Source organism: Bacillus sp. 2175 (assembly GCF_057812155.1).
Genome location: NZ_JBSZSU010000011.1, coordinates 223,464 through 247,247 on the forward strand (window position 1 = coordinate 223,464; position 23,784 = coordinate 247,247).

At 32.8% G+C, this 23,784-nt stretch carries 13 protein-coding genes and 3 pseudogenes; 5 read left to right on the forward strand and 11 right to left on the reverse strand.

Going from position 1 to position 23,784, the window contains the following annotated elements:
- Positions 1–51: 51 nt before the first annotated feature.
- Both ACXKY9_RS31480 and ACXKY9_RS31485 read right to left on the reverse strand, forming a co-directional pair.
- Entirely contained in the window at positions 52–699 is a 648-nt protein-coding gene (locus ACXKY9_RS31480; RefSeq protein ID WP_016090566.1) for an HNH endonuclease, read from the reverse strand.
- Positions 699–1,955, reverse strand: a complete 1,257-nt coding sequence (locus ACXKY9_RS31485; protein ID WP_016090565.1) for an AAA family ATPase — start codon at positions 1,953–1,955, stop codon at positions 699–701. The genes ACXKY9_RS31480 and ACXKY9_RS31485 overlap by 1 nt, the downstream gene beginning before the upstream one ends.
- Before the next feature lie 336 nt (positions 1,956–2,291).
- On the opposite strand from ACXKY9_RS31485, the gene ACXKY9_RS31490 reads away from it, so the two are divergent.
- Complete coding sequence (locus tag ACXKY9_RS31490) at positions 2,292–3,728, forward strand: IS4-like element IS231C family transposase (protein WP_001053969.1); 1,437 nt, start codon at positions 2,292–2,294, stop codon at positions 3,726–3,728.
- An 802-nt stretch (positions 3,729–4,530) separates the two neighbouring features.
- Here the strand turns inward: ACXKY9_RS31490 and ACXKY9_RS31495 are convergent.
- Positions 4,531–12,129 carry a non-ribosomal peptide synthetase gene (locus tag ACXKY9_RS31495; RefSeq protein ID WP_016090564.1) on the reverse strand — a complete coding sequence of 2,533 codons (7,599 nt, stop codon included), beginning with the start codon at positions 12,127–12,129 and terminating at the stop codon, positions 4,531–4,533.
- Between the two features lie 365 nt (positions 12,130–12,494).
- Here ACXKY9_RS31495 and ACXKY9_RS31500 point away from each other — a divergent pair, with 365 nt between their 5' ends.
- From ACXKY9_RS31500 to ACXKY9_RS31510, 3 genes and pseudogenes are all read left to right on the forward strand, one after another.
- A complete protein-coding gene (locus ACXKY9_RS31500; RefSeq protein ID WP_016090563.1) occupies positions 12,495–13,421 on the forward strand; it encodes an aldo/keto reductase in 927 nt (308 codons plus the stop codon).
- A gap of 486 nt (positions 13,422–13,907) precedes the next feature.
- A pseudogene (locus ACXKY9_RS31505) lies at positions 13,908–15,563 on the forward strand (pyridoxal phosphate-dependent decarboxylase family protein).
- Positions 15,564–15,663: 100 nt separating this feature from the next.
- Positions 15,664–16,308 carry a GNAT family N-acetyltransferase gene (locus ACXKY9_RS31510; RefSeq protein ID WP_001019438.1) on the forward strand — a complete coding sequence of 215 codons (645 nt, stop codon included), beginning with the start codon at positions 15,664–15,666 and terminating at the stop codon, positions 16,306–16,308.
- A 309-nt stretch (positions 16,309–16,617) separates the two neighbouring features.
- On the opposite strand, the gene ACXKY9_RS31515 is transcribed toward ACXKY9_RS31510, so the two are convergent.
- Complete coding sequence (locus ACXKY9_RS31515) at positions 16,618–17,028, reverse strand: hypothetical protein (protein WP_016090561.1); 411 nt, start codon at positions 17,026–17,028, stop codon at positions 16,618–16,620.
- A 126-nt stretch (positions 17,029–17,154) separates the two neighbouring features.
- Positions 17,155–17,373, reverse strand: coding sequence for a helix-turn-helix transcriptional regulator (locus tag ACXKY9_RS31520; RefSeq protein WP_001105580.1), 219 nt, complete (start codon positions 17,371–17,373; stop codon positions 17,155–17,157).
- 145 nt (positions 17,374–17,518) lie between these two features.
- Between ACXKY9_RS31520 and ACXKY9_RS31525 the strand changes: the two genes are divergently transcribed.
- Positions 17,519–17,845, forward strand: coding sequence for a helix-turn-helix domain-containing protein (locus tag ACXKY9_RS31525; RefSeq protein ID WP_016090560.1), 327 nt, complete (start codon positions 17,519–17,521; stop codon positions 17,843–17,845).
- 708 nt (positions 17,846–18,553) lie between these two features.
- Here the strand turns inward: ACXKY9_RS31525 and ACXKY9_RS31530 are convergent.
- The 6 genes and pseudogenes from ACXKY9_RS31530 to ACXKY9_RS31555 form a co-directional block, all read right to left on the reverse strand.
- Entirely contained in the window at positions 18,554–19,120 is a 567-nt protein-coding gene (locus ACXKY9_RS31530) for an acyltransferase (protein ID WP_033679622.1), read from the reverse strand.
- 139 nt (positions 19,121–19,259) lie between these two features.
- Positions 19,260–19,652 (reverse strand): annotated as a pseudogene (locus ACXKY9_RS31535) (IS4 family transposase); the annotation flags it as partial.
- A gap of 143 nt (positions 19,653–19,795) precedes the next feature.
- Positions 19,796–21,103, reverse strand: coding sequence for a group II intron reverse transcriptase/maturase (gene ltrA, locus ACXKY9_RS31540; protein WP_000169371.1), 1,308 nt, complete (start codon positions 21,101–21,103; stop codon positions 19,796–19,798).
- A 513-nt stretch (positions 21,104–21,616) separates the two neighbouring features.
- Positions 21,617–22,666: pseudogene (locus ACXKY9_RS31545) on the reverse strand (IS4-like element IS231C family transposase); the annotation flags it as partial.
- On the reverse strand, positions 22,644–23,261 hold the full coding sequence (locus ACXKY9_RS31550) for a hypothetical protein (RefSeq protein WP_016090558.1): 618 nt from the start codon (positions 23,259–23,261) through the stop codon (positions 22,644–22,646). The pseudogene ACXKY9_RS31545 and the gene ACXKY9_RS31550, both read right to left, overlap by 23 nt.
- Positions 23,262–23,270: 9 nt before the next feature.
- On the reverse strand, positions 23,271–23,696 hold the full coding sequence (locus ACXKY9_RS31555) for a hypothetical protein (RefSeq protein ID WP_016090557.1): 426 nt from the start codon (positions 23,694–23,696) through the stop codon (positions 23,271–23,273).
- Positions 23,697–23,784: the final 88 nt, after the last annotated feature.

Below are 23,784 nucleotides of genomic sequence, written 5' to 3' on the forward strand. Positions count from 1 at the left end.
GTTACATTTTTGTAGTAAGGCTCTTTACAGTTTTGCATGTTTTTAAATATTTTATGCAGTAATAGCAAGAGAATCTAATAATTGTTTTATCATCAATGAGTATTCTTGATCCTTATTAGTAAATGATTTTAGATCATCTAATATCATTTTTCTTAACATATCGTCCTCAGTATTCTCATATTGCCAAATTAAGGGTTGGATTTTTTTTATTAAATCACTTCTATGTTCGATTAATTCAATTCGATCAAGCTTTAACTGTTTGATAGTTTTATATGCACTTCTACATTCAGGTTTTGCAAAAGGAATGGGTCCTTGAAATATTATTTGATTTTCGGGGGAATCAATATATGGATTAAGTAACGGTAAAGTATCATCATAATAATTACTCTTACTCTGATTACATTTTGCACATCCAATTGTAAGATTATCCCACGAAAATGTTTTTTGAGGGAAGATACTTTTAGGTATTATATGCTCAATATCTCCATAATCTATATGAAGTATCTTACTTTCACAGTATGCACATTTAGAATATGTTTCTTTTAATAATGCTTCCTTGATTTCTTCGTGACGATATCTACCTTTAATATAATTAGGTACTTTTTCACCAGATTCTTCAAAACTTAACAATTCATTTGTCCAATTGATTTCTTTCTCCACCAGGATTGTCGGTTTGGACGATTTTATTAAAGAAATCATTAGTAGATACCTCCTTGAAGGATTCCTAATGCCTGAGGCAAATGATCTCTCAATCCAACTGTAGCAAGTTCATCTTTTAGTCTACTATAACTTTCAGGTGTAATTTCGTATCCTTTAAAACTCTTTAAAATCTCTTCTAATTTGTTCTCTACCCATAGTGGCATTGTTATAGGGACACCTAATACATCTCTTAAGATTTCTGAAGCATTCGACGCCTTATTTTCGAAGTCTAATAACTCGCTAACTACTAAATGATTTTCATTATATTTTAGCACAAAGATGGAAGAATCTCTTACAGAGTTTACCATTAAAGGGCTATGTGTAGAAATTATGAATTGTGCATTAGGAAAGGCTTGAAGTAAACTCGGCATTAATCTTCTCTGCATTGAAGCATGTAAATGATTTTCCGCCTCATCAATTAATACAATATATGGCTCGTATTTATCTCCATCATACATATAGATTTGCCATGCTAAATCTAATATTGCACCTATACCGCCAGAAACAGCATCTAATAAGAAATCCCCACTATTTGTTTCTAATACCACTTCACCATCTCTAATTGAAATCTTTTTAAAACCCAATGTTGGTGGAAGAAGTACTTTTAGTATTTCGATAAATCCTAAAAATAAATCTAATGCTTCTTTATTTTCATTAACATGCGAATTACCTTCACCAAATAGAGCTAAACTTATAAGTGTTGATTTCATTTGAAAGGAAGGGGAATCTCCATAACTTTCAAATAATTTATTCATTAAAGAGTGGTTAAATAAGCTAAAAGCTTCTTCTCTAGAAGCAGGTCTTACAGGAATGTTTCCAACTGGTTTATAAGAATACGCTATTCTATGAGAAGGAATATTGATACCTTTTAAATCTAAAGAATTATTAGTATAGTAATTGAGACCAGGAGTTTCATAATTTATACAATAATTTGCTGAAGGAGTTAAATCTGGAACAAATAGGTTTGCAGTCTTACCATTAAAACACTCTAAACTCCCAATATTTATCTTATCTTGTTGCTCTCTAGGTTGAATTTTTCTTCTACCACCACTTTTATATTTCAAAGATGTAGTAGATTCTTTCGATGGTATAGCCGTTTCATTATAGCCCCAGCCAAGCTGTGTGCTAAACATTCTTAGAATTGTACTTTTACCCGCACCATTTGCGCCAGTCAAGACCGTTAACCTAGGATGAAAATCAATATCAACTCTTTCAAATTGGTTCCAATCCTTTATTTGCAGATTTTTTAGTATCATTTGTATCATTTCCTTTTTTTGTAATTCCTTCTTCTACTTTACAATCATAATACTTTTTGAAGAAAGTTGGTTTTCATTTTCTATTTCATAACAAATTATTGATAATTATATTATAATCCAAATGGAAAGGAATTTTAAGAAATATAGCAATTTTAAAGTGATTTCGAATCCTTGAATCATACCATTTGGCTAAACTAATTTAAATTCGGCATTTTGAGATAATTTAACTAAAAGGAGTCACCATACATGCCCATCAACTTAAGAATTTGCACTACCCCCAAGTGTCAAAAAACGTTATTCTTTCTAAAAAGCTAGCTAGAAAGGATGACATTTTTTATGAATCTTTCAATTCAAGATGAATTACAACTATTTTCTGAAGAGCTGTATCGTCATTTAACCCCTTCTCTTTTGGAAGAACTCGCTAAAGAATTAGGTTTTGTAAAAAGAAAACGAAAGTTTTCAGGAAATGAATTAGCTACCATATGTATCTGGGTCAGTCAACGTACAGCGAGTGATTCTCTCGTTCGACTATGCAGTCAATTACACGCCGCCACAGGCACTCTTATGAGTCCAGAAGGACTCAATAAACGCTTTGATAAAAAAGCGGTTGAATTTTTGAAATATATTTTTTCTGCATTATGGAAAAGTAAACTTTGTAAAACATCAGCCATTTCAAGTGCAGCACTCACGTATTTTCAACGAATCCGTATTTTAGATGCGACGATTTTCCAAGTACCGAAACATTTAGCACATGTATATCCTGGGTCAGGTGGTTGTGCACAAACTGCAGGTATCAAGATTCAATTAGAATATGACTTACACAGCGGACAGTTTTTAAACTTCCAGGTAGGTCCTGGAAAAAATAATGATAAAACATTTGGAACAGATTGCTTAGATACCTTACGGCCGGGTGATCTGTGTATTCGTGATTTAGGATATTTTTCATTGGAAGACTTAGATCAAATGGATCAACGTGGCGTGTGCTATATATCAAGACTTAAGTTAAACCATACCGTCTATACGAAAAATCCATTTCCAGAATACTTTCGAAATGGGACAATCAAAAAACAGTCACAGTATATCCAAGTTGATTTAGAGAACATTATGCACACGTTAAAACCAGGACAAACGTATGAAATAAAAGAGTCGTATATTGGCAAGAATCAAAGATTATTTACAAGAGTAATTATCTACCGATTAACAGAGGAACAAATACTGGAACGTAGAAAAAAACAAAGCTATACCGAAAGTAAAAAGGGGATTACATTTTCAGAAAAGAGTAAACGATTAACGGGTATCAACATATATGTTACGAATACGCCTTGGGAAGTGGTTCCGATGGAACAAATCCATGATTTTTACTCCCTCCGCTGGCAGATCGAAATCATATTTAAAACGTGGAAATCTCTATTTCAAATTCATCATTGGCAAACTATCAAACAAGAGCGATTAGAATGCCATGTGTATGGAAAACTCATTGCCATTTTTATATGTTCTTCCACGATGTTTAAGATGCGCCAACTTCTGTTGCAAAAGCACAAAAGAGAACTAAGCGAATATAAAGCAATTGGGATGATTCAAGATCATCTATCCCTGTTATATCAAGCGATACAGAGAAACACCCGTATAATAACAAAGGTTTTAATCCGCCTGTTTACCCTACTAAAGAAAAATGGCCGGAAATCCCATCGATATGAGAAGAAAACTATCTTTGATATTATGGGTGTTGTCTATGAGTATAATGGATTGAGAAAACAAAAGAAAGCTGCATAAGAAAAAAATGAAACCCGTTAGGGTTTATTTCGTATGCTCATTTTTAAGAGGATTATACTGTTTAAAAGTTTGTTCATTTCAATTAATGGAAAACCGTAGAGTTTCTATCCTTAAGTTGATGGGCATGGAGTCACCATATCAAAAAAGAAAATTGTACGTTTAGACAAAATTTTGACATAGATTAAGATGTTTGTTGTACACTAATACTATTTTCTGGCTAAATATGGACTATTTTGCATCGGAAAGTCGATGTTCTCTAAAATACCAACTAAAATATTAAATCAACTAATGGGATAAGTGAATGGAGTTTATGAAGATATAGCTTTACAAACAAAAAGGGTTTATATACGAAACATTGGAATATCCAGTTTATAAAGGTGATTAAGTTTATTTTATAAACGTTTTTTCAATAAATACCTTTTACAAACGTTCATCTTTAATTAACTCCAATATTGTATTCATAATCTTTTCTTTCTTTGATATGTTTTCATTTTCCATCAACTTAACTCCCCCTCTAGAATGCATTAAATGTCATTTAACTTCAAGGTATCACCTTCAATTTTTAATATTAATAAATAAATTTCTAAAAAGAATTTAAAACTATCTATCAAAAACTTTTCAATTATATATCAAATTTTATTACTTTAAAAACGCATAATTGTATATTCATATTTTCAATAGTGCGTTCCCAACCCTATTGAAAAGAAATCTGTTCCATACCAATAAGTAGATCTCTTTCCAGAAAAAGAACCTGTTCTCAATGAAAAACAGGTTCTTTTTTGTTCAAAATTGATAAATTATACTACAACAGTATTGGTTCTTTAATTAATGGTAAATACTTTATATCCATAGCATAATTTAATAACAAATTGATATACTCTTGATTTGGCTCTAAACAATATACATTCTTCAAATATCCTTGCGTGTATAAACAAGATGGTATAGCTACTGATAACTCTTCTACAGATTCTAATAAAGGCATTATGAGCTCTAAAGCTTTCTGTTCATCAGTAGTTAGATTCGTATTAAAAAACTTCTCTATATACTTCTCTTGTTTCATTAACAGGATATCGTATCCAAAAGCTTGTAAACTATTAATAAATTGGTCCCATTTAAGCTGATGTGGATTACAAATATGCATGGTTTTATTTACTGTATTGGCCTTATAAGATAATTCAGTAATAGCTAAACTTCCATAGTCTACAGGCGTTAAATCTACATACGTATTAACGTTAGGAGCTATGCTAGATAGGCATATCCCTTTTAATAATCTATAAAATGCGTTTTCATTAATATTGTATTGAAATTTACCTGTTTTAGAGTTACCCACTAAATTCCCCACACGGTATATCGTGGCACGAACTCCTTTTTCCATTGCTTCTCTGACCATTTTCTCGCCTTGAAACTTACTTTCCAGGTACAGATTATCTAAATTTTGCCCTCTATCAAAATTAGACTCAAAGAATTCAAATTCTTTTGGATCACTTTCAGCCTGACCTACTACACTTAAAGTCGATATATAATGAAAACGTGCCTTTGTGTTCTTAGCTAATTCCAATAAGTATTTTGTAGATTGAACATTTACCTTTTGAAAATGCTCACGTTCTCCATAGTGTCTAACTTCTCCACCACAATGTATAATTGACTCTACCCTATTCTTTAAATGGTCCAATTGCTTTGAATCTAGACCTAGATTCATCAAAGATAAATCTCCTTCAATTAATTCTACTCTCTCCTTCAACTTTTGGAGGATTTCTTTACCGAAATAAAACTCCATTCTTTCTTTTAACTTTGCACCAATTACTTGACCCTCACTTTTTCTTACTAAACAGTAAATAGTCGTAGATGGTAACTGTAATAACCGTTCTAAAATATGTGCTCCTAAATATCCTGTTGCCCCTGTAAGAAAAACTGCCTTTGGATAATTCACCATATCTAACTCACATTCTTCTAATTTAGTTGTTTCATAAACACGAGTCGTTTTCGTTTCATTTTCCATACATGCTACATTCATATTTTTCTCTTTCTTGAACGATATATCTTCCATCTCTTCAATATGAGAGGCTAATTTTTCTATGGTTCTATACTTAAAGAAATCTTGAATTTTCAAGTTAGGGTATAACGGTTTTAATTTGACTAATGCTGGCATAACTTTTAAAGAATGTCCACCTAAATTAAAGAAATCATCTTTTAAACCTATAGATTTTACGTTTAGAACTTCAGACCATACCTTTGCAATGTCTTTTTGCACTTTAGTTTGAGGTTTAAGTTTACACTCATCTTTTTGCTCATGACCAAACTCTATTTTTGGCAGCTTTTCAAAATCAATTTTACCGTTCGCCGTTATTGGTATTTCTAACACATGAGAGTAATATTTAGGGACCATATATTCTGGCAATACATTTGATAAATGTAAAGCTAACTTATTTTTCTCTATCCCTATACCGTCCACTGTTTTATAATAAGCTTGCAGTAACATTCCATCTTCCGTTTGTGTTACTACAGCCTGACTAATCCCCTCAAGTTGTAACATTGCATCTTCTATTTCACCTAATTCAATTCTGTGCCCTCTAATTTTAACCTGCTTATCTTTTCTCCCCATAAATTCTATATTTCCATTTGGTAACCACCTTGCTAAATCACCTGTTCGATATAATCTTTTACTATTGTCTTCTGAAAATGGGTTTGAAATAAATGCCTGTTTTGTTTTTTCTTCCTGCTTCCAATACCCTTGGGCCAATCCTAAACTTTCAATATATAATTCACCCATAGCCCCTACCGGACAATGTTGCATATATGAATTCAATATATGAACCTTTGTATTAGAAATAGGAATACCAATTGGTATGCTTCCTAAAAGATTATTATCGCCTTCTAAAACTGGTATAAAATAATACATTGCTGAAACGGTTGCTTCAGTAGGGCCATACTCATTTACCAGTTGTACTTGGTTTTTAAAAGTATTTTGCCAACTTCTAATAGCATTTGTTGATGCAGCTTCCCCTCCCATTATTATAAATCTTAAAGAACGTATCTTTTCGCAATCCAGTTTAGTTAATGAAGTTGATAATTCATTGAAAAAAACTGTTGGTAAGTCAGAAATAGTTGCTTGTGTTTCTTGAATAGCTTGAACATATGCGACAGTTGAATAGCGCTGTTCATCACTTAATACATATAGTTCCGCCCCATTTAACAAGGTAGAAAAAATTTCTGATACTGAAGAATCAAAACTATGAGAATAAAACTGTGTTACTTTATCATTTGGAGAGATCTGAAATATTTCCTTTCTCCATTCAACTAAATTTAATACTCCTTTATGCGTTAATAATGTACCTTTTGGTTTTCCTGTTGAGCCTGAAGTATAAATTACATATGCCAAGTCATCTGGTTTATTTAAAATTTTCACATCATCATTTATAGTTGTACGATATATATCCTCTATTATTGAAACCTTATAATCACTTACATTCAAATGATTTTTGAATTTGTTACTCGTTATAATTCTACATGCCTCACTGTCACGAACTATATAATTTATTCTATCCTTAGGGTATTTTACATCGATTGGTATATAGGCAGCACCGGCTTTTAATATTCCAAGCATAGAAACGATACTATTCATACTTCTATCTAAAAATATGGCTACCTTATCACCTCTTTTTATACCTTTTTCGAGTAAATGTTGAGCTACTTGATTAGAGCACATATTTAATTGTCTATATGTTAAAGATTCCGTTTCAGTCGCTATAGCAATCCGATTGGATTGTCTATCTACTTGCATATAGAATTGCTCCTGTATATTTTGAAAATAAGGATAGGGTCTTTCTGTATGATTTACCTTTTTATATAAAGATTCTTCTTCCTGTGATAGGAATGAAAGATTTTCATATGCTACTGTTCGTTGATGAATAAAGGCGTCCAGTATAGTAAGTAAATTTTGAGTAAACCTATTAATTGACTCTTCCTTGAAAAGATTAATATCATACTCAAATGAAATCCCTACATAATCCAATCCTTCTTCAACAGCTAAAGAAATGTCAAATTTACTAATATCTTGTTTATTAGGTAACAACTGAAGCTTATACGCATCATGTTGCTGCAGAATATCTTTCTGATAACTAAACATAGTAGAAAAGATCGGATTATTTCCATAGCTTCTATCAGGATTTATTTGTTCAATTACTTTATCAAATGGGTATGATTGGTTTTGGAATGAATTCAAACATTTCTCTCTCACTACTTGTAATAGCTGTGTTAAATTTTTAACATCATTCAATTGTGTTCTAATTGCTAGGGTATTTACAAAGAATCCTTGTATTTGTTCAAATTCTTGATGATTCCTTCCAACAACCGGTGTACCTACAATAATATCTTTTTGATCCGTTAGATAATGTAACAATTGAATATACGCTGCTAAAAATAGCATATACATAGAAACATTCTCTTGTTCACATACTTGTTTCAAAGACTCTTTCATTTCATTATCTAACTTCATTTCAAATACTGTACCCTTATTTGTACTTTGACGATTCCCACTAAAATCTAAAGGAAGGTTTAGTATAGGAAGAGGTGCTGCAAGTTCGGCCATCCAATAAGATTTTTCCGTATCCCACCGACCTAAATTTAACTGCTCCTGTTCCCACTCAGCATAATCTACATATCGATTAGAGATAGTTGGCAACTCAGGATTTCTACGTTTTGCAAAGGCACTATATACCTTCATTAATTCATCTAATAAATTCCTTACACTCCACTCATCTGTAATAATGTGATGTAAATTGATATATAAATAAGACTTTTTCTTATCCAGATTAAAAATTCTAATCCTAAAAAGAGGGCCATTTTCTAAATCAAATGGTGTATGATCCGTTTGATTTATTGTTGTGCGTATATATTCTTGTTGTTCTTTTTTAGTCATGTGTTCAATCTCATCGTGAATCAAATCAATCGCTATTGAGTTTAAAATGACTTGTCTAGGCTCCCCATTTCTTTCAATAAACACTGTTCGTAGCATCTCGTGTCGTTCAACTAAAAATCTTATGGTGTCTTGTAAGATATCTTTTTTCAAGCTCGGTTCAATATATATGTGTAGTGGTGTATCATATACTCTATTAATGGCGTTATACTTATTTAAAAACCAGATTCTCTTTTGAGCACTTGATAACTGATAACTTTCCTTATCTGCAACTTTTAATACTTGCATCTCCTGTTCTTCCCTATCATGATTTACTGCCATTAATTTATCGATGTAAGCAGACAGACTAGCAATCGTTGTATACTCAAAAATATCTCTAATTTCAATTTTTAGATGAAACTCTTTTTGAATTTGATTTAACACTTGCACAGCAATTAATGAATGTCCCCCAAGTTTAAAAAAGTCATCATCTCTGCCGATTCTATATTTCCCTAAATTTAAAATTTCTGCCCATGTTTTTGCCAATCTTTTTTCTGTTTCACTTATCGGTGGAACATATTGCTTCTGCATGTTTGAAAGTAAAGATGGGATTTGTAATTCTAATTTTTTTCTATCTAGTTTCCCGCTTGGTGATACAGGAAAACTTTCAAGGTGAAATACATAATTTGGCATCATAAAATCTGGTAAACTTTCACTTAAGAATGTTTTTAATGCCTCTTGTTTTAGTTCTGTATTGTCTTTTGATAAATAAAAGCTAACGATTTTGTCGTTTTGATACGTGAATACTACAGCATCTCTCACTTCTGGATGTTTAAATAATGTTCCTTCAATTTCATCCAGTTCAATTCGATACCCACGTATTTTTACTTGATTATCTTTCCTTCCGATAAATTCTAAATTTCCATTCGGTAAAAGACGTACTAAATCTCCAGTACAATACATCTTTTTATCATGATTATAGGATTTATTGAAAGAGATAAACGCCTCTTTTGTTTTTTCCTTTTGATTTAAATATCCGTTGGCAACTCCATCACCGCCAATAAATAACTCACCTACTACACCTGACGGACATAATGTATTGAACGGACTAACCACGAAAACTTCATTATTAGCAATTGGTTTACCTATTGGGATATTAGAGATTTCTTTTTGTATCTCACCATTTACTTCATACATGGTTGCACATACAGTAGTTTCAGTAGGACCATATGCATTAAGAACTGGAATCTTTAACCCTAATTTACTTTGCCATTTACGAACTGATTCAGCAGGTAAAGTTTCCCCTCCTACAAATACACGTTTTACAGAATTTAATTTAAGTAACATTTCTTTTGGCATATCAGCTATTAATTTAAAAAACGCAGTTGGTAAAACCACATTTGTAATACCATTCTTTTGAATTACATTTATAAATTCCTCTGCTGAACGTTTTTCGATTTCAGAAATTAAATGCATTCTCCCTCCACATAGCAAAATCGGAAATATTTCCATAATGGAGGCGTCAAAAATGATCGTTGCAAATTGTAAAAACACATCTTCTTTTCCTAAATGAAATGTATTGATTACTGAATATGATAAATTAACTACACCTTTATGTGGTACAACGACTCCTTTTGGCAAACCTGTTGAACCTGACGTGTAGATAATATAAGCTGCATCTTCTATGGTATGTGTAGACGCAATATTTTCTATAGAATTAGCGTAATGAAAATCTTCTAGATAAATTGTATGAATCGCAAACCTATCAACCAATCCCCTGTATTCTTTCTTCGTAATAATCATTTGACTTTCGCTATCTTTTAAGATGTATTCTATTCTTTTTTCAGGAAACTTTGGATCAATTGGTACATAAACTCCACCTGATTTTAAGATGCCTAGAATCCATACAATGGTATCAATCTCTCTCTCCATTGTAATACTTACACGTTGTCCCTTTTTCAAATCATTTTCACGTAAATAATTCGCTATTTGATTTGACCTTTGCTGTAATTCATAATAGGTAATGGATTTATCCCCCATTGAAATCGCTATTTGATTTGGTGATTTTAATGATTGTAGATCGATTAATTGATCTAGTGTTTTTGAATGAGGATATGTAAGAGCATTTGAGTTCATTTCTTTGTATAGACGATAATCTTTCTCTACAAGTAAATCCAATGAATGGATAGGTTCGTTCACATTCTTCATTAGTTTTTGTAACAAATATATATATCTTTCGACTAAATCACTAATACTCTCTGGTTTATATAATGCTGAGTTAAAGTCAACCTCAATTTTATTCTCTGTTTCCCCTTCATATCGCATTATTCTCCAAGTCATATTAAAAGGATTTACTCTTTTACAATCTGTTAAAACTGTTGACTCAATATCAGGAATTTTTAATTCCGGTATCTTCATCGTATTAAATGCTGTGGAATATACCATATTATGATTTGTATTTGTATTTAGATTTAAATCTTTTACTATATGTGAGTATGGATTATGTTTATACGTAATAGCTAGATGAATAGATTTATTCACTTTATTAAGTATTCCCTTAAATGTTTCTCCCTTTTCTATTGTTATACGTATAGGTATTGTATTAACAAAGTAGCCAAAAGTATCTCGTTCTTCTGTATGTGGTCTAGTATTAATTGGAATACCAACAATTATCTCTTCAGCATTTGTCATTTGATGAAGTAATGTACAATAAGTACTTAACATTACTCGATAAATACTTATATTATTTTTTTTAGCAAAACATTGTATTTGATAAAATAGATCCGAATTAATATTCTTGCTTATATTTTTATCTGTATATCTCTTTTCATTTATTTTATTAAAATCAATAGGAAACTCTGTAGGAGTTAATTCACCTTGTAAATAATCTTTCCAATACGATGATCCTTCTTTATATATTGCACTATCAATAAAACCCACCTCATACTCTACGAGGTTCTTATAAGGAGATTCAAATTCTACATTCGACTTCCCTTGAAGTAATTCACCATAAGTATTGGATAATTGTCGGATGAAAACTCCTAAACTCCATCCATCGTAAATAATGTGATGAAACATTAAATGTAAAATAAATGTATCTTCACTGAATTTAATGATGTGGAATTTAAACAAAGGCCCCTCTTCTAAACTAAATTTCTCATTAACTATAGATTCTAAGAAATTTTTTAAAATAGATTTTTGTTCTGTGTTTTTAAAAGCAGTTAAGTCCTTAATTGGTATATCAAATTCTACATTCCTTTGAATTAATTGCTTTATCTTTTCATCCCTCTTCTTAAATATTGTACGTAGCGCCGGATGTGATTGTACTATTGTAGTAAGCGTTTTCTTTAAAACCTCTATTTGAAGATTTCCTTTTAACTTTATTATAATCGGTTCATTGTTCATTCCTTTTTCTATTTCCATTTGATGAGCTATCCATAATGCTTCTTGGCCTACTGTTACATCCAATTCTTCTACAATTTCATATTTCTTTTGTATTTCTTTCATATGAATTTCTCCTTTTATAAATATTTAAAAACGGATAATATTTACAGTTACAACTATATGTACACATTCTGCAATTTGTAAATCTATATTTTCCGACTAAATTCAACATTTATTTCGCTTATTGCATAGTTATTAAAATTATGAATAAAACTCATATTTATACTGTATCAATTCATACTTTTATTCAATTTAAGCATAAAAAACCATTTCACTAATAATTCTAATTTCTTTTTATACAGCAATCTTACATATTTTATTAAAGGAAATAGTCTAATTTATACTCCGAAAATAAATTCAAGAATATTCCAACTGGTCACTATATATACTTCTTATAACATAAGCTGCAAAGGAGGAGTCCGTACATAATGGAATATAGATTATTAGGTAACACGGGGTTAATAGTTTCAGAAATAGGATTCGGTTCTTGGGCAATTGGTGGAGATGAATGGGGAGCAGTAAAAGATAATGAATCACTTGATGCAATTGAGAAAGCAATTGATCTAGGGGTCAATTTTATTGACACTGCTGACGTTTATGGACTAGGTCATAGTGAAACACTTGTTGCAAAAGCTATAAATAATCGCAGGCAAGATATAATCCTTTCTACAAAAGGTGGTTTAATTGGTCATCATTATGACCCCAATCAACCAGCCGTTTATGGAGATCCTCAAAAGATCATTGATGCGTTTGAGGCTAGTTTACTGCGGCTTAAAACGGATTATATAGATGTTTACTTTTGTCATATTTGGTGGGATAAACCTGAAGAAACAGAAGCCTTTCTACAAGCTTTCCAAACCTTAAAAAACTCTGGCAAAGTAAGAGCTGTTGGTGTTTCTACTAATGATTTAGATTATATAAAACATTTTAATCAGGCTAATGATTTAGATGTCGTACAATTCGATTATAGTATTTTGAATAAAGAACCTGAAAAAGACATCCTTCCTTATATTGAAAAACATAATTTAGGTGCTGTGATAAGAGGTCCACTTAAGATGGGAATTTTAACTGGGAAATTTAATCATGAAACTCAATTTCCAGACGATGATTTAAGAAAAGATTGGCCAAAAGAAAAATGGTTTAAAGATAGCTTACACACAGTAGAGAAATTACGTTCACTTGTACGCTCAAATCGAAGTTTAGCGCAAGTTGCTTTACGTTATGTTTTAAGTCACCCAGCAGTTTCAGTTGCTATTCCTGGTGCAAAAAATTCTACTCAGGTTGAAGAAAACTCTTCACACTTAACTCGTCCATTATTATTAGACAATGAAATTGAATTCATTAAAAAACTTTGATCGAATAATTATTATTCCATAAAAAAATTATGCTGATTTTTCTACCAAATCCATACTACTACTTCTTCCCAACTAGAACATATCTTTAGCACTTCCACCCTATTTTTTATCTTTCCCCAACAATTTCTACAGTTTATAAGGTAGTTGAACCCTTTTATTCAACTACCTTATAATACGTTTTACATTATATTAAAATATCTACTACATTAGTTAAATACATGCTAGGGCATCATGCAAACCAAATAAACAATTAATTCAGAAATATTTTTAGAAGCTTCATTATCTCACAATTAATTTTTTTGAAATAAATCAAAAAATTTTTCTTTACTTTAAATTCTATAATTCATATAATCTTCTATGGAATTACATTTTTTTCTAAATAGCTCCTCATTTCTAAGTATTCAAAAGGGAAATTACAAATTATTACACTCTTATGTTTAACCAAGTAAAATAAAAATCCAGTTTTTCACAAGGAGAAGTGACTGCATGCAAGATATTTTAAAATTATTTCCGAGCGTTGACGGAAATGAAGAAAAACAACAACTTTTATTAGAATCTATGCAGAAAATAATTAAAAATCTTGACCGATTAAAAAATGAAGAGCGAGCTACTTTAGGTAAATGTGAGGAAAAATCAGAAGGATACTACAATGGCTTAATTCACCAAAGTCATATTCCACTAGCTGGCATCACTATGTCTGAGGTTATAGAAGAGCTAAACCAATTTATGAATGGCCATCCTTATCCAAATAAATACTACTTATCGAACGCCGTACCACTACCAAGTATTCCGTCATTATTGGGTCAACTAACCATGGCTCTTTTAAATGGTAATGGTGTTTGGGATGTCTATGGCCCAGGGGCAGCAGAAGCAGAAGTAAAAGTTGTATCCATGCTTTCAAAACTGATTGGTTATAATCCGCATAATAGCGGCGGTTATACAACATGGGGTGGACAAGGTTGTGTATTTTCGAGCTTACGCTTAGCAATTTCTAAACAATTCCCATTAGCAAAAGAATATGGTGCTCCACAAAATGTATATTGCTTTGCTTCTGAAAATGCACACTATAGTTTATTAAAATCAGCTGAAGCAACTGGCATTGGATCAAATCACTTAATTAAAGTGAAAACGGATCCTTATTCAAATTCTATGGATATAGATGATTTAGAGGCAAAGATGATACAAGTTATTAATAATGGTGGTATTCCCCTTTATATTCTAGCTACTATGGGGTCAACAGATACTTTTACCATTGATGATATAAAAAAAATTAAAGAGAGCGCTGAAGCAATACAAAAAAAATATAAATTAAAACCTATTTATATCCATGCGGATTCTGCAATGGGTGGATTCTATAGTTTCTTTAATAATTATAATTTCGAAGAAAATCCACTTTCATTTGAACCTAACTTAAAAAATGCTTTACTATACGTACAAGATAAAATGCAATACATGGCACTTGCTGATAGTGTATGTTTTGATTTTCATAAATTAGGACAAACACCTTATGCTTCAAGTATTTTAATCGTAAAAAATCATACTGATTTACAACTGATGGACATTGAACAAGATGACACACCTTATCTTGGTAATAGGTCATATGGAAGTTATCATACAGGCTATACCTTAGAATGTTCACGATCTGGTAGTGCTATTCCAATGTATATCAATCTATTAGCCTTTGGAATTGAAGGATATCAAAAAATATTAGCAAATTATATTCGTGTAAATCTATTATTTAGAGAGAAGTTGCGCAAGGCCCTCCCTCAAGTCGCAATCACAAATGATTTTACATATGGACCAATTACAACTTTTCGTTTCTATATGAATGGAGATGGCCAAGAAAATTGGGAAAAAGAACGAATAGGCCTTGCAACAAAGGAAGAAATTGAGGATACAAACCGATTAAATATAGAACTATTTAATTACCTAGGAAAAAATCGCGATCAAGTATTTTTTGGTGATACAACTCGTTCTTGTGTAGTAGATGTAATAAACAGTTATGATAGAAATCCGATTTCTACATTATAATTCTTTTCTATCTCTCCATATACAACTGTTGAATGTATAGATGAGATCGTAGAATTTCTTTATGAACATATTTCGATTGCCACTAAACAGATTCATTCATATGTATCATAACCATATTTGTTAGCGCTTTAATAGTTAAACTTAACTAAATGAAATAAAATTTTTAATCCTTTTAATTACTATTCACTATATCAGGAAAGAGGAAAAACATATGAATATAGAGCTACTTGATACACACCACGTGAAAGATGCAGCACATTTACTTGCACATTCTTTTGTGAATAATGAACCTCTTGTAAGCAGTTTACAAATTCCTTTTGCCCCTTTTCACAAAATGTGCGAAGAAATGATGAAACAAGCTGTATCTCAAGCTATGTCATTTGTAGCAATAGAAAATTTTCAAATTGTTGGAGTTCTTTTAACAAAAAAAGTAACCCAGCCACTAATAGATACAGAGAAAGCGATTGAACTATGCCCGCAAATGGAACCTATTTTTCAACTTTTAGATACATTAGAGACAGAATCTATTGAGTTTTCTCATTTAGATAAAGAAAAATTGGTCTATCTAGATATGGGCGCTTGTCATCCAGATTGGATGGGAAGTGGTATAGTCACTACCCTTCTTTCACATGCCATTCAAGAGATAAGTAAAAAAGATTTTGATTTTATTGCTGCTTGCACAAATAAAATTTCTCAAAAAATCCTTAAAAAACTGTATACGACCTTTGAAATGAATGAAATAGTGTATAGTAAATTTCTTTATAAGGAAGCATATCCATTTGCTAACACAACAACTTCCTTAGCAGCCCAATTACTATATATACCTCAATCCCAATTTGTCATCGAGGCCATCTAAGTTTGTGAAGAAGACTAGCTGTACTTGAGTGCAGCTATTTTTTATACAGAATAGGTTAGTAAAAGATATTCAAGTTAACATAAGTGTCACCTTTCACAATTTTACCAAATCATTAAAGGAATCTCCTTTCCCCTATCGAATTATTGTAGAGGAAAGGAGAGGAATACATGGAAATTCTAGGATTAGATCCTCGCGCATTAGCAACTTTAGGTGCACTTGAATACACCAATCGACGCAATAAATTAATTGAAGACTCGGAGAATAACATATACGAGTGTAAAGAAATAAAAGAAATACTTCAATCACTCCCTAAAGAGAAGCAGATTGAGGTTCTTGAGAATCAAGCTCACTTTGAAGCAGTGGCAAAGATGATTGAACAAAACAATTTAATTCTTTTAGAACAGATGAAAGCTCTACAGCTAATTCAGAAATAACAAACTTATGATTAATTAATTCTACATATGCTTCCATAAATAATGTATCTTTATTTATACCATCAGCCTCTGTTTTTACAGGGGCTTTTGTTCTGCGTTGATTCATATTTTGAATTTGAATCGTTTCTTTCACATGTATGAATAGATCTTCTAATAATCCAGGTGTAGACTCTAACTCCTGCTTTTCAATTTCTTCTGTTACGGCACTTATAAATTCCCATAGTACTTTTGCACCTAGTAGTTCTGCTAATCGTTTTTCACGTATTTCAAATGTTTTCATGTTCATGCAAATACCCCCTATAATTTATATATAATGATAAAAACATTATAATTTTATGTAAAATTGCCTAATACATTTTCTAAGCTTACATTTCTAAAAAATCACTACATTATCTTAAAAATCTAACATTATTCAACACACTTCGTGTTGTTCCGAATCAAAAAAAATTGTTTGGACTGTAACACCATAGAAATTAGCTAATTTTATTTTTATATTATCTCGTGGGATTCTCTGTCCATTTTCATACATCTGTAATGTACTAATACTGATTCCCACTGCTTTTGCCACCTCTTCTCTGGATCTTCCATTTCTTAAGTTAATTAGATTTTCAGCTACTCTTTCATAATTCATACATCCTCACCCCTAAAACCACATTTCGTGTTGTTAATTAAAATATAAACCGCACAATTTGTGTTGTCAATAGATTATAATTATCAACTTTTAAAAATTTTAATTATTTAACACATAATGTGTTAATATATTATCAGGTGATAGAATGAAAACGTTTGGAAATATAATTCGTGATTTAAGAAAACAAAAAGGCATTACACAAAAAGAACTTGCCCAATCGCTTAAACTAAGTGAAAGTACAATTGGTATGTATGAACGCAATGAACGTCAACCTGATTACAATACCTTGATACGTATAGCAGATTACTTTAATGTATCTACTGATTTCCTTCTAGGGCGAGATTCTAATGTTAAAGCGGACAGAAACAATAAAGAACTAGATCAATGGTTAAATGATATAAAACTTGCTCCATCCCAAAAGCGTGAAGAATTAAAACGTTTTTGGAATTTTATAATGCAGGAAGAAAAGTAATAAAATAAACCTCCACCTTCACAGGGTGGAGGTATTGAGTTCGAGCCTTTTCGGGGCCAGGTAATACGGTAAAATGGCGTTCTATTCAAAGTTAGAGCGCTTATTTTTGTCCGATAATTTATTCATTAATTTAGCCGAAATATTTGCGTTACGCCGCCAAACTGTATGAAATGGCAGCCTCCTATAAATTTTTTTCATTTTCCATATTTAAAGTTACTACTCTTCTTTTAACATAAATTACATTAGTTTTTCTATATATATATATATATATATGTGTGTGTGTGTGTGTATTGAATTTACTTCTTATAGTTTTTGTTATTTAAGACATCGTTATAAGGTATTATCTGCAACTAAAAAATAGAAGCTTAAATTATATATATCGCAACACTAGAGGCTGAAATTTAACTCTATACAAATCGAAATAAATTCAAGTAACAAACAATTTTTTATAATTGTTTGTTACTTGAATGATATAAAGTGATTCAATCGAGAAATTCATAAAAAAAACGTTATTCCTTCCTATTTAGCTTATTTAGAAAGAATAACGTTTTTTACTTTGGGATAGCAATGTGTGACAACACCCCTCTTTACTACACAAAGACAACTATAAAGATAGCCCCTTAAATAATACAGTAATCACATAATATCCCCTCATACATGTCTTTTTTTATTTTTTTGAGAAATGCTGCAACAAAATCTTTTAAACACTCAGGAATTAATATTTTTTAAAAATTCATTTTCTAATTCTACTATATTTTTTTTACGAGCTTTTATTTTTCTTACGGGCACCCCAACATATATATACCAATCATCTAAACTTTCTTTTACCATACTCATCGCGCCAACTGCCGCTCCTTCTCCTATTACTACATTTGGAAAGATAATAGAATGCGCACCAACAATGGCATGCTTTTTTAAAACAACTTTTCCAGCTTTCACATTTTTATATTGATGTGGAATAGTCGGTCCCATTAATGTATTTCCGCTAAAATCATCAATTGCTGCATATACAATTGTTTTTGATGAAATATTTGCAAAATCATGCATTTCAATCCCCATTTCTCCTCCAAATAACGCTGTATATGCCGCTATATGCGAATAACTTCCAATTGTAATTTTACCACTTAAAATGCAAAAGTCATCGATTCTTACATTATTTCCAACAGATATAGCACCTGGATTATATATGCTGGTTTTTTTACTTATTAATACATTTTCCCCGACAGATAGAAAGCCAATTTCGCTCAACTCTTCTTGACTATAAAAACTATTCATCTGTGGAAACCCCATGCCCATCAACTTAAGGATAGAAACTCTACGGTTTTCCATTAATTGAAATGAACAAACTTTTAAACAGTATAATCCTCTTAAAAATGAGCATACGAAATAAACCCTAACGGGTTTCATTTTTTTCTTATGCAGCTTTCTTTTGTTTTCTCAATCCATTATACTCATAGACAACACCCATAATATCAAAGATAGTTTTCTTCTCATATCGATGGGATTTCCGGCCATTTTTCTTTAGTAGGGTAAACAGGCGGATTAAAACCTTTGTTATTATACGGGTGTTTCTCTGTATCGCTTGATATAACAGGGATAGATGATCTTGAATCATCCCAATTGCTTTATATTCGCTTAGTTCTCTTTTGTGCTTTTGCAACAGAAGTTGGCGCATCTTAAACATCGTGGAAGAACATATAAAAATGGCAATGAGTTTTCCATACACATGGCATTCTAATCGCTCTTGTTTGATAGTTTGCCAATGATGAATTTGAAATAGAGATTTCCACGTTTTAAATATGATTTGTCGGGTAAAAGACTGGCGCGGTATCAGTTGTGATCCGTTTCCAGCCTCTCCCCATAAGAACTGCTCGTGAGGTTTTCCCTCAAGCAGCTCACCCCATAAACTTCATCAAAAGGGTTATGAGACCTATCAAATGGCAGACACTTTCATCGGAAACTCTCTGCACTTTTCAGGGGAAGGACTTTCCAGTCCCAGTAAAGCCCCAGTACACCATAGAGATATTCGTTACTCCATCTCTGCCATCCGATGCTACGCTTTCGTCGTCGTTTCCTTCTCGTTAACAGTGTGCGAATTTTCATCTCCGTATAATCACGTACTTCACTGAAAGCTTGACTAGAGTTCCCAACCCGGAAGTAGTTCACCCATCCAGTCAGTACGGCATTGATTTGTTTTATTAAGTCTTGTGCTGGCTTCGCTCCTGCGTTTTGAATGAGTTCGCGAATTTTTGCTTTCACTGTCGTGCGAGCTTTCTTCTTCGGGATCATGAAAACGAAGAATCCATTCTTATTTCGGTTCGGTATTCGTCTCAGGTCAAATCCTAAAAATCCGAAGGATTCTCCTTTTAGGACATTGACCATCTGAGTCTTCTCCAGATTCAGTTCAACTCCCAAAGGCTTTAACTGTTCCCACAGTCGTCGTAATGCCAGTTCAGCCCATCCACTTTTACTGGAGTGTCCGCTTACAGCGATAACTATATCGTCGGCAAAACGGTGATAGTTTACAGCTTCGTAATTGCCATCAGCTGTTTTACGTCGAATGGTATCAAATGTCCAATCCACTTCATTGAGGTAAATGTTCGCGGCTAGTGGAGAAAATGGTCCCCCTTGCGGGACACCGATCTTTCCTGTTGCCTTAATTACCTGTTTTACAAGATGCATAACCTGTGGGTCTTGGACACGTTTCGCGATTTTCTCCAATAATATGTTGTGTCGGATTGTATCAAAGTAGCGTGACAAATCAACATCAATTATTATGGTCATACGGCGCAATATACTGCGTCGTACTTCTGCCAATGCCTGATGTGGAGAGCGTTTCGGCCGAAACCCATACGAGTTTGGACAGAAATCAGCTTCAAAAATTGCTTCTAATATGAGTTTTAGCGCTCCTTGTACTACACGATCTCGTATACACGGAATTTGCAGAGTTCGCATTTTGCCGTTTGTCTTTGGGATTTCTACTTTTCGATTGGCTTGTGGTTGGTATATTCCAGCTTGTAATTCTTCTTGAATACCCGTTAAGAATGGGATAACTCCTTCTAGTTCTATATCAGCAAAACTTTTTCCATCAATGCCTGGGGCACCATTGTTTTTCCTCGCCTGTTGATATGCTTCGTGAAGGGTTGTAATTTTGGTAATGTGGGTAAATATCCCCCAAAACCGGTGCGTAGGTTCAGACTTCGCCTTTCGATAGATTCGTTGCCTTAGTTCCTGCAAAGTGATGGGTGTTTTTGTCATAGCACCCTTGCCTCCTTTAGTCATACGAAATGTTTACAGGTTCGGATCCTTTCCTCCCCGCGTGTTTTGCTGCACGCAGATCTCTGGTACTACGATCCGTTCCGCCACCCTGACACCTACCGTTCTCACTTCCCGATCGCGGTTATAGAGACGGTCTCCTCGATGAGATTTCTTCATCGGGTGTCGAGGGCTTCTCCAGTTTCCACATTATCTTTCTCTCCATGTCGCCGCTGATACCCCGCCGGTGAGAACTGCCGTTCCAGACTCGTTTCGGTCAGTTCTTGTTGCTTTCGCACGTTATCGACCGTCTCAGCCACCGGAATTGCGTGTAACGAGGCTACATCTACGTTCACTGTACGTTACAACCTGGAGATTTGCCCACATGCCTTTTGCATGTGATGTCAGAGGGCTTCGCCATGTCGCTTTCACTTCATGGCGCCTCTCAGGCTACGGGAGTGGAGTCTATTCTCCCGATTGGACTTTCACCAACTAGATAATGTGTCCTTATCTGGACACGCCGATCTGCCAGCGGAGGGAGTAAAAATCATGGATTTGTTCCATCGGAACCACTTCCCAAGGCGTATTCGTAACATATATGTTGATACCCGTTAATCGTTTACTCTTTTCTGAAAATGTAATCCCCTTTTTACTTTCGGTATAGCTTTGTTTTTTTCTACGTTCCAGTATTTGTTCCTCTGTTAATCGGTAGATAATTACTCTTGTAAATAATCTTTGATTCTTGCCAATATACGACTCTTTTATTTCATACGTTTGTCCTGGTTTTAACGTGTGCATAATGTTCTCTAAATCAACTTGGATATACTGTGACTGTTTTTTGATTGTCCCATTTCGAAAGTATTCTGGAAATGGATTTTTCGTATAGACGGTATGGTTTAACTTAAGTCTTGATATATAGCACACGCCACGTTGATCCATTTGATCTAAGTCTTCCAATGAAAAATATCCTAAATCACGAATACACAGATCACCCGGCCGTAAGGTATCTAAGCAATCTGTTCCAAATGTTTTATCATTATTTTTTCCAGGACCTACCTGGAAGTTTAAAAACTGTCCGCTGTGTAAGTCATATTCTAATTGAATCTTGATACCTGCAGTTTGTGCACAACCACCTGACCCAGGATATACATGTGCTAAATGTTTCGGTACTTGGAAAATCGTCGCATCTAAAATACGGATTCGTTGAAAATACGTGAGTGCTGCACTTGAAATGGCTGATGTTTTACAAAGTTTACTTTTCCATAATGCAGAAAAAATATATTTCAAAAATTCAACCGCTTTTTTATCAAAGCGTTTATTGAGTCCTTCTGGACTCATAAGAGTGCCTGTGGCGGCGTGTAATTGACTGCATAGTCGAACGAGAGAATCACTCGCTGTACGTTGACTGACCCAGATACATATGGTAGCTAATTCATTTCCTGAAAACTTTCGTTTTCTTTTTACAAAACCTAATTCTTTAGCGAGTTCTTCCAAAAGAGAAGGGGTTAAATGACGATACAGCTCTTCAGAAAATAGTTGTAATTCATCTTGAATTGAAAGATTCATAAAAAATGTCATCCTTTCTAGCTAGCTTTTTAGAAAGAATAACGTTTTTTGACACTTGGGGGTAGTGCAAATTCTTAAGTTGATGGGCATGGGGCGGACCATACAAAATTTGATTTTTAGGTAAATTCATATGTACCACATCCTTTTGATTTTCTGTGTTATTAAAATCAAAACCAATTTTCTTCTTTATATCTGTAAGTAAACTATCACTATTATCTTCTTTTTCATTTAGTCTTGTACTTACACCTTCTTGAAGTTTTCCATCTAGCTCCTGAAAAATCTCTTCTTCTATTTCAACTTTAACAAATTCTTTAGCACGCCATGTTCTCAAGTTTTCAATGAGTTTCTTTCCATTTAAACCAGCTTTATTACACTTTTCCACAATTTTATGTACTAACTGTTTACTAGGCATTTCCCGATAAGTTAGTCGCTCACTGACACCAGCTTCCTTATATGACAAATCTACCGACATATTATCCAACCTAAAAACACTTTCTGAATTATCATTTTTAATAAAAATAGTACCTTTTTTAATAAAAGCTCTTTGGAAGTGAATCTCATCATGATCTAATAAACGCTTAATTATCTTTCCCATTTCAATAGCTTACTCTAACTCTATTTTATTTTCGGTAGAAAATTCCTTCCCCATATATGTATCTAATTGTTTCATCTCTTTGAGAAATTCAAAAGGAAGCATAAATGATTTATCCGTAGTATTACGACCATGTGTATATCGATACCCCATTACAGGTCGGTTATATACCTCTTTTACAATTCCTTTATGCGTAACCATTAGTGCCCCTGTAATCTTTCTCTTTAATATGGAGTCTTTTATGTCATTTTTAACCTTTGTCCCTACAACAATATAAACTGCATCCCCTATATTTTCTTTCATTTGTTCATATTCATTCCCTTTTTGTTGATACTTTGTCTTTTTTGCAAGCGCTCGGGGCCAATAAAAAGTACCTGCCTTTATAAATGCTTCAAATTCTTCGACTGTGTTAGAAAAAAAAGAAAATACTCTTTCCAATTAAACCTTTCCCTATTGCTTATATTTCCAAAATATATCATAACATTTATTCCTAATATATTAATACAATTAACAAAAAGTATGCTTC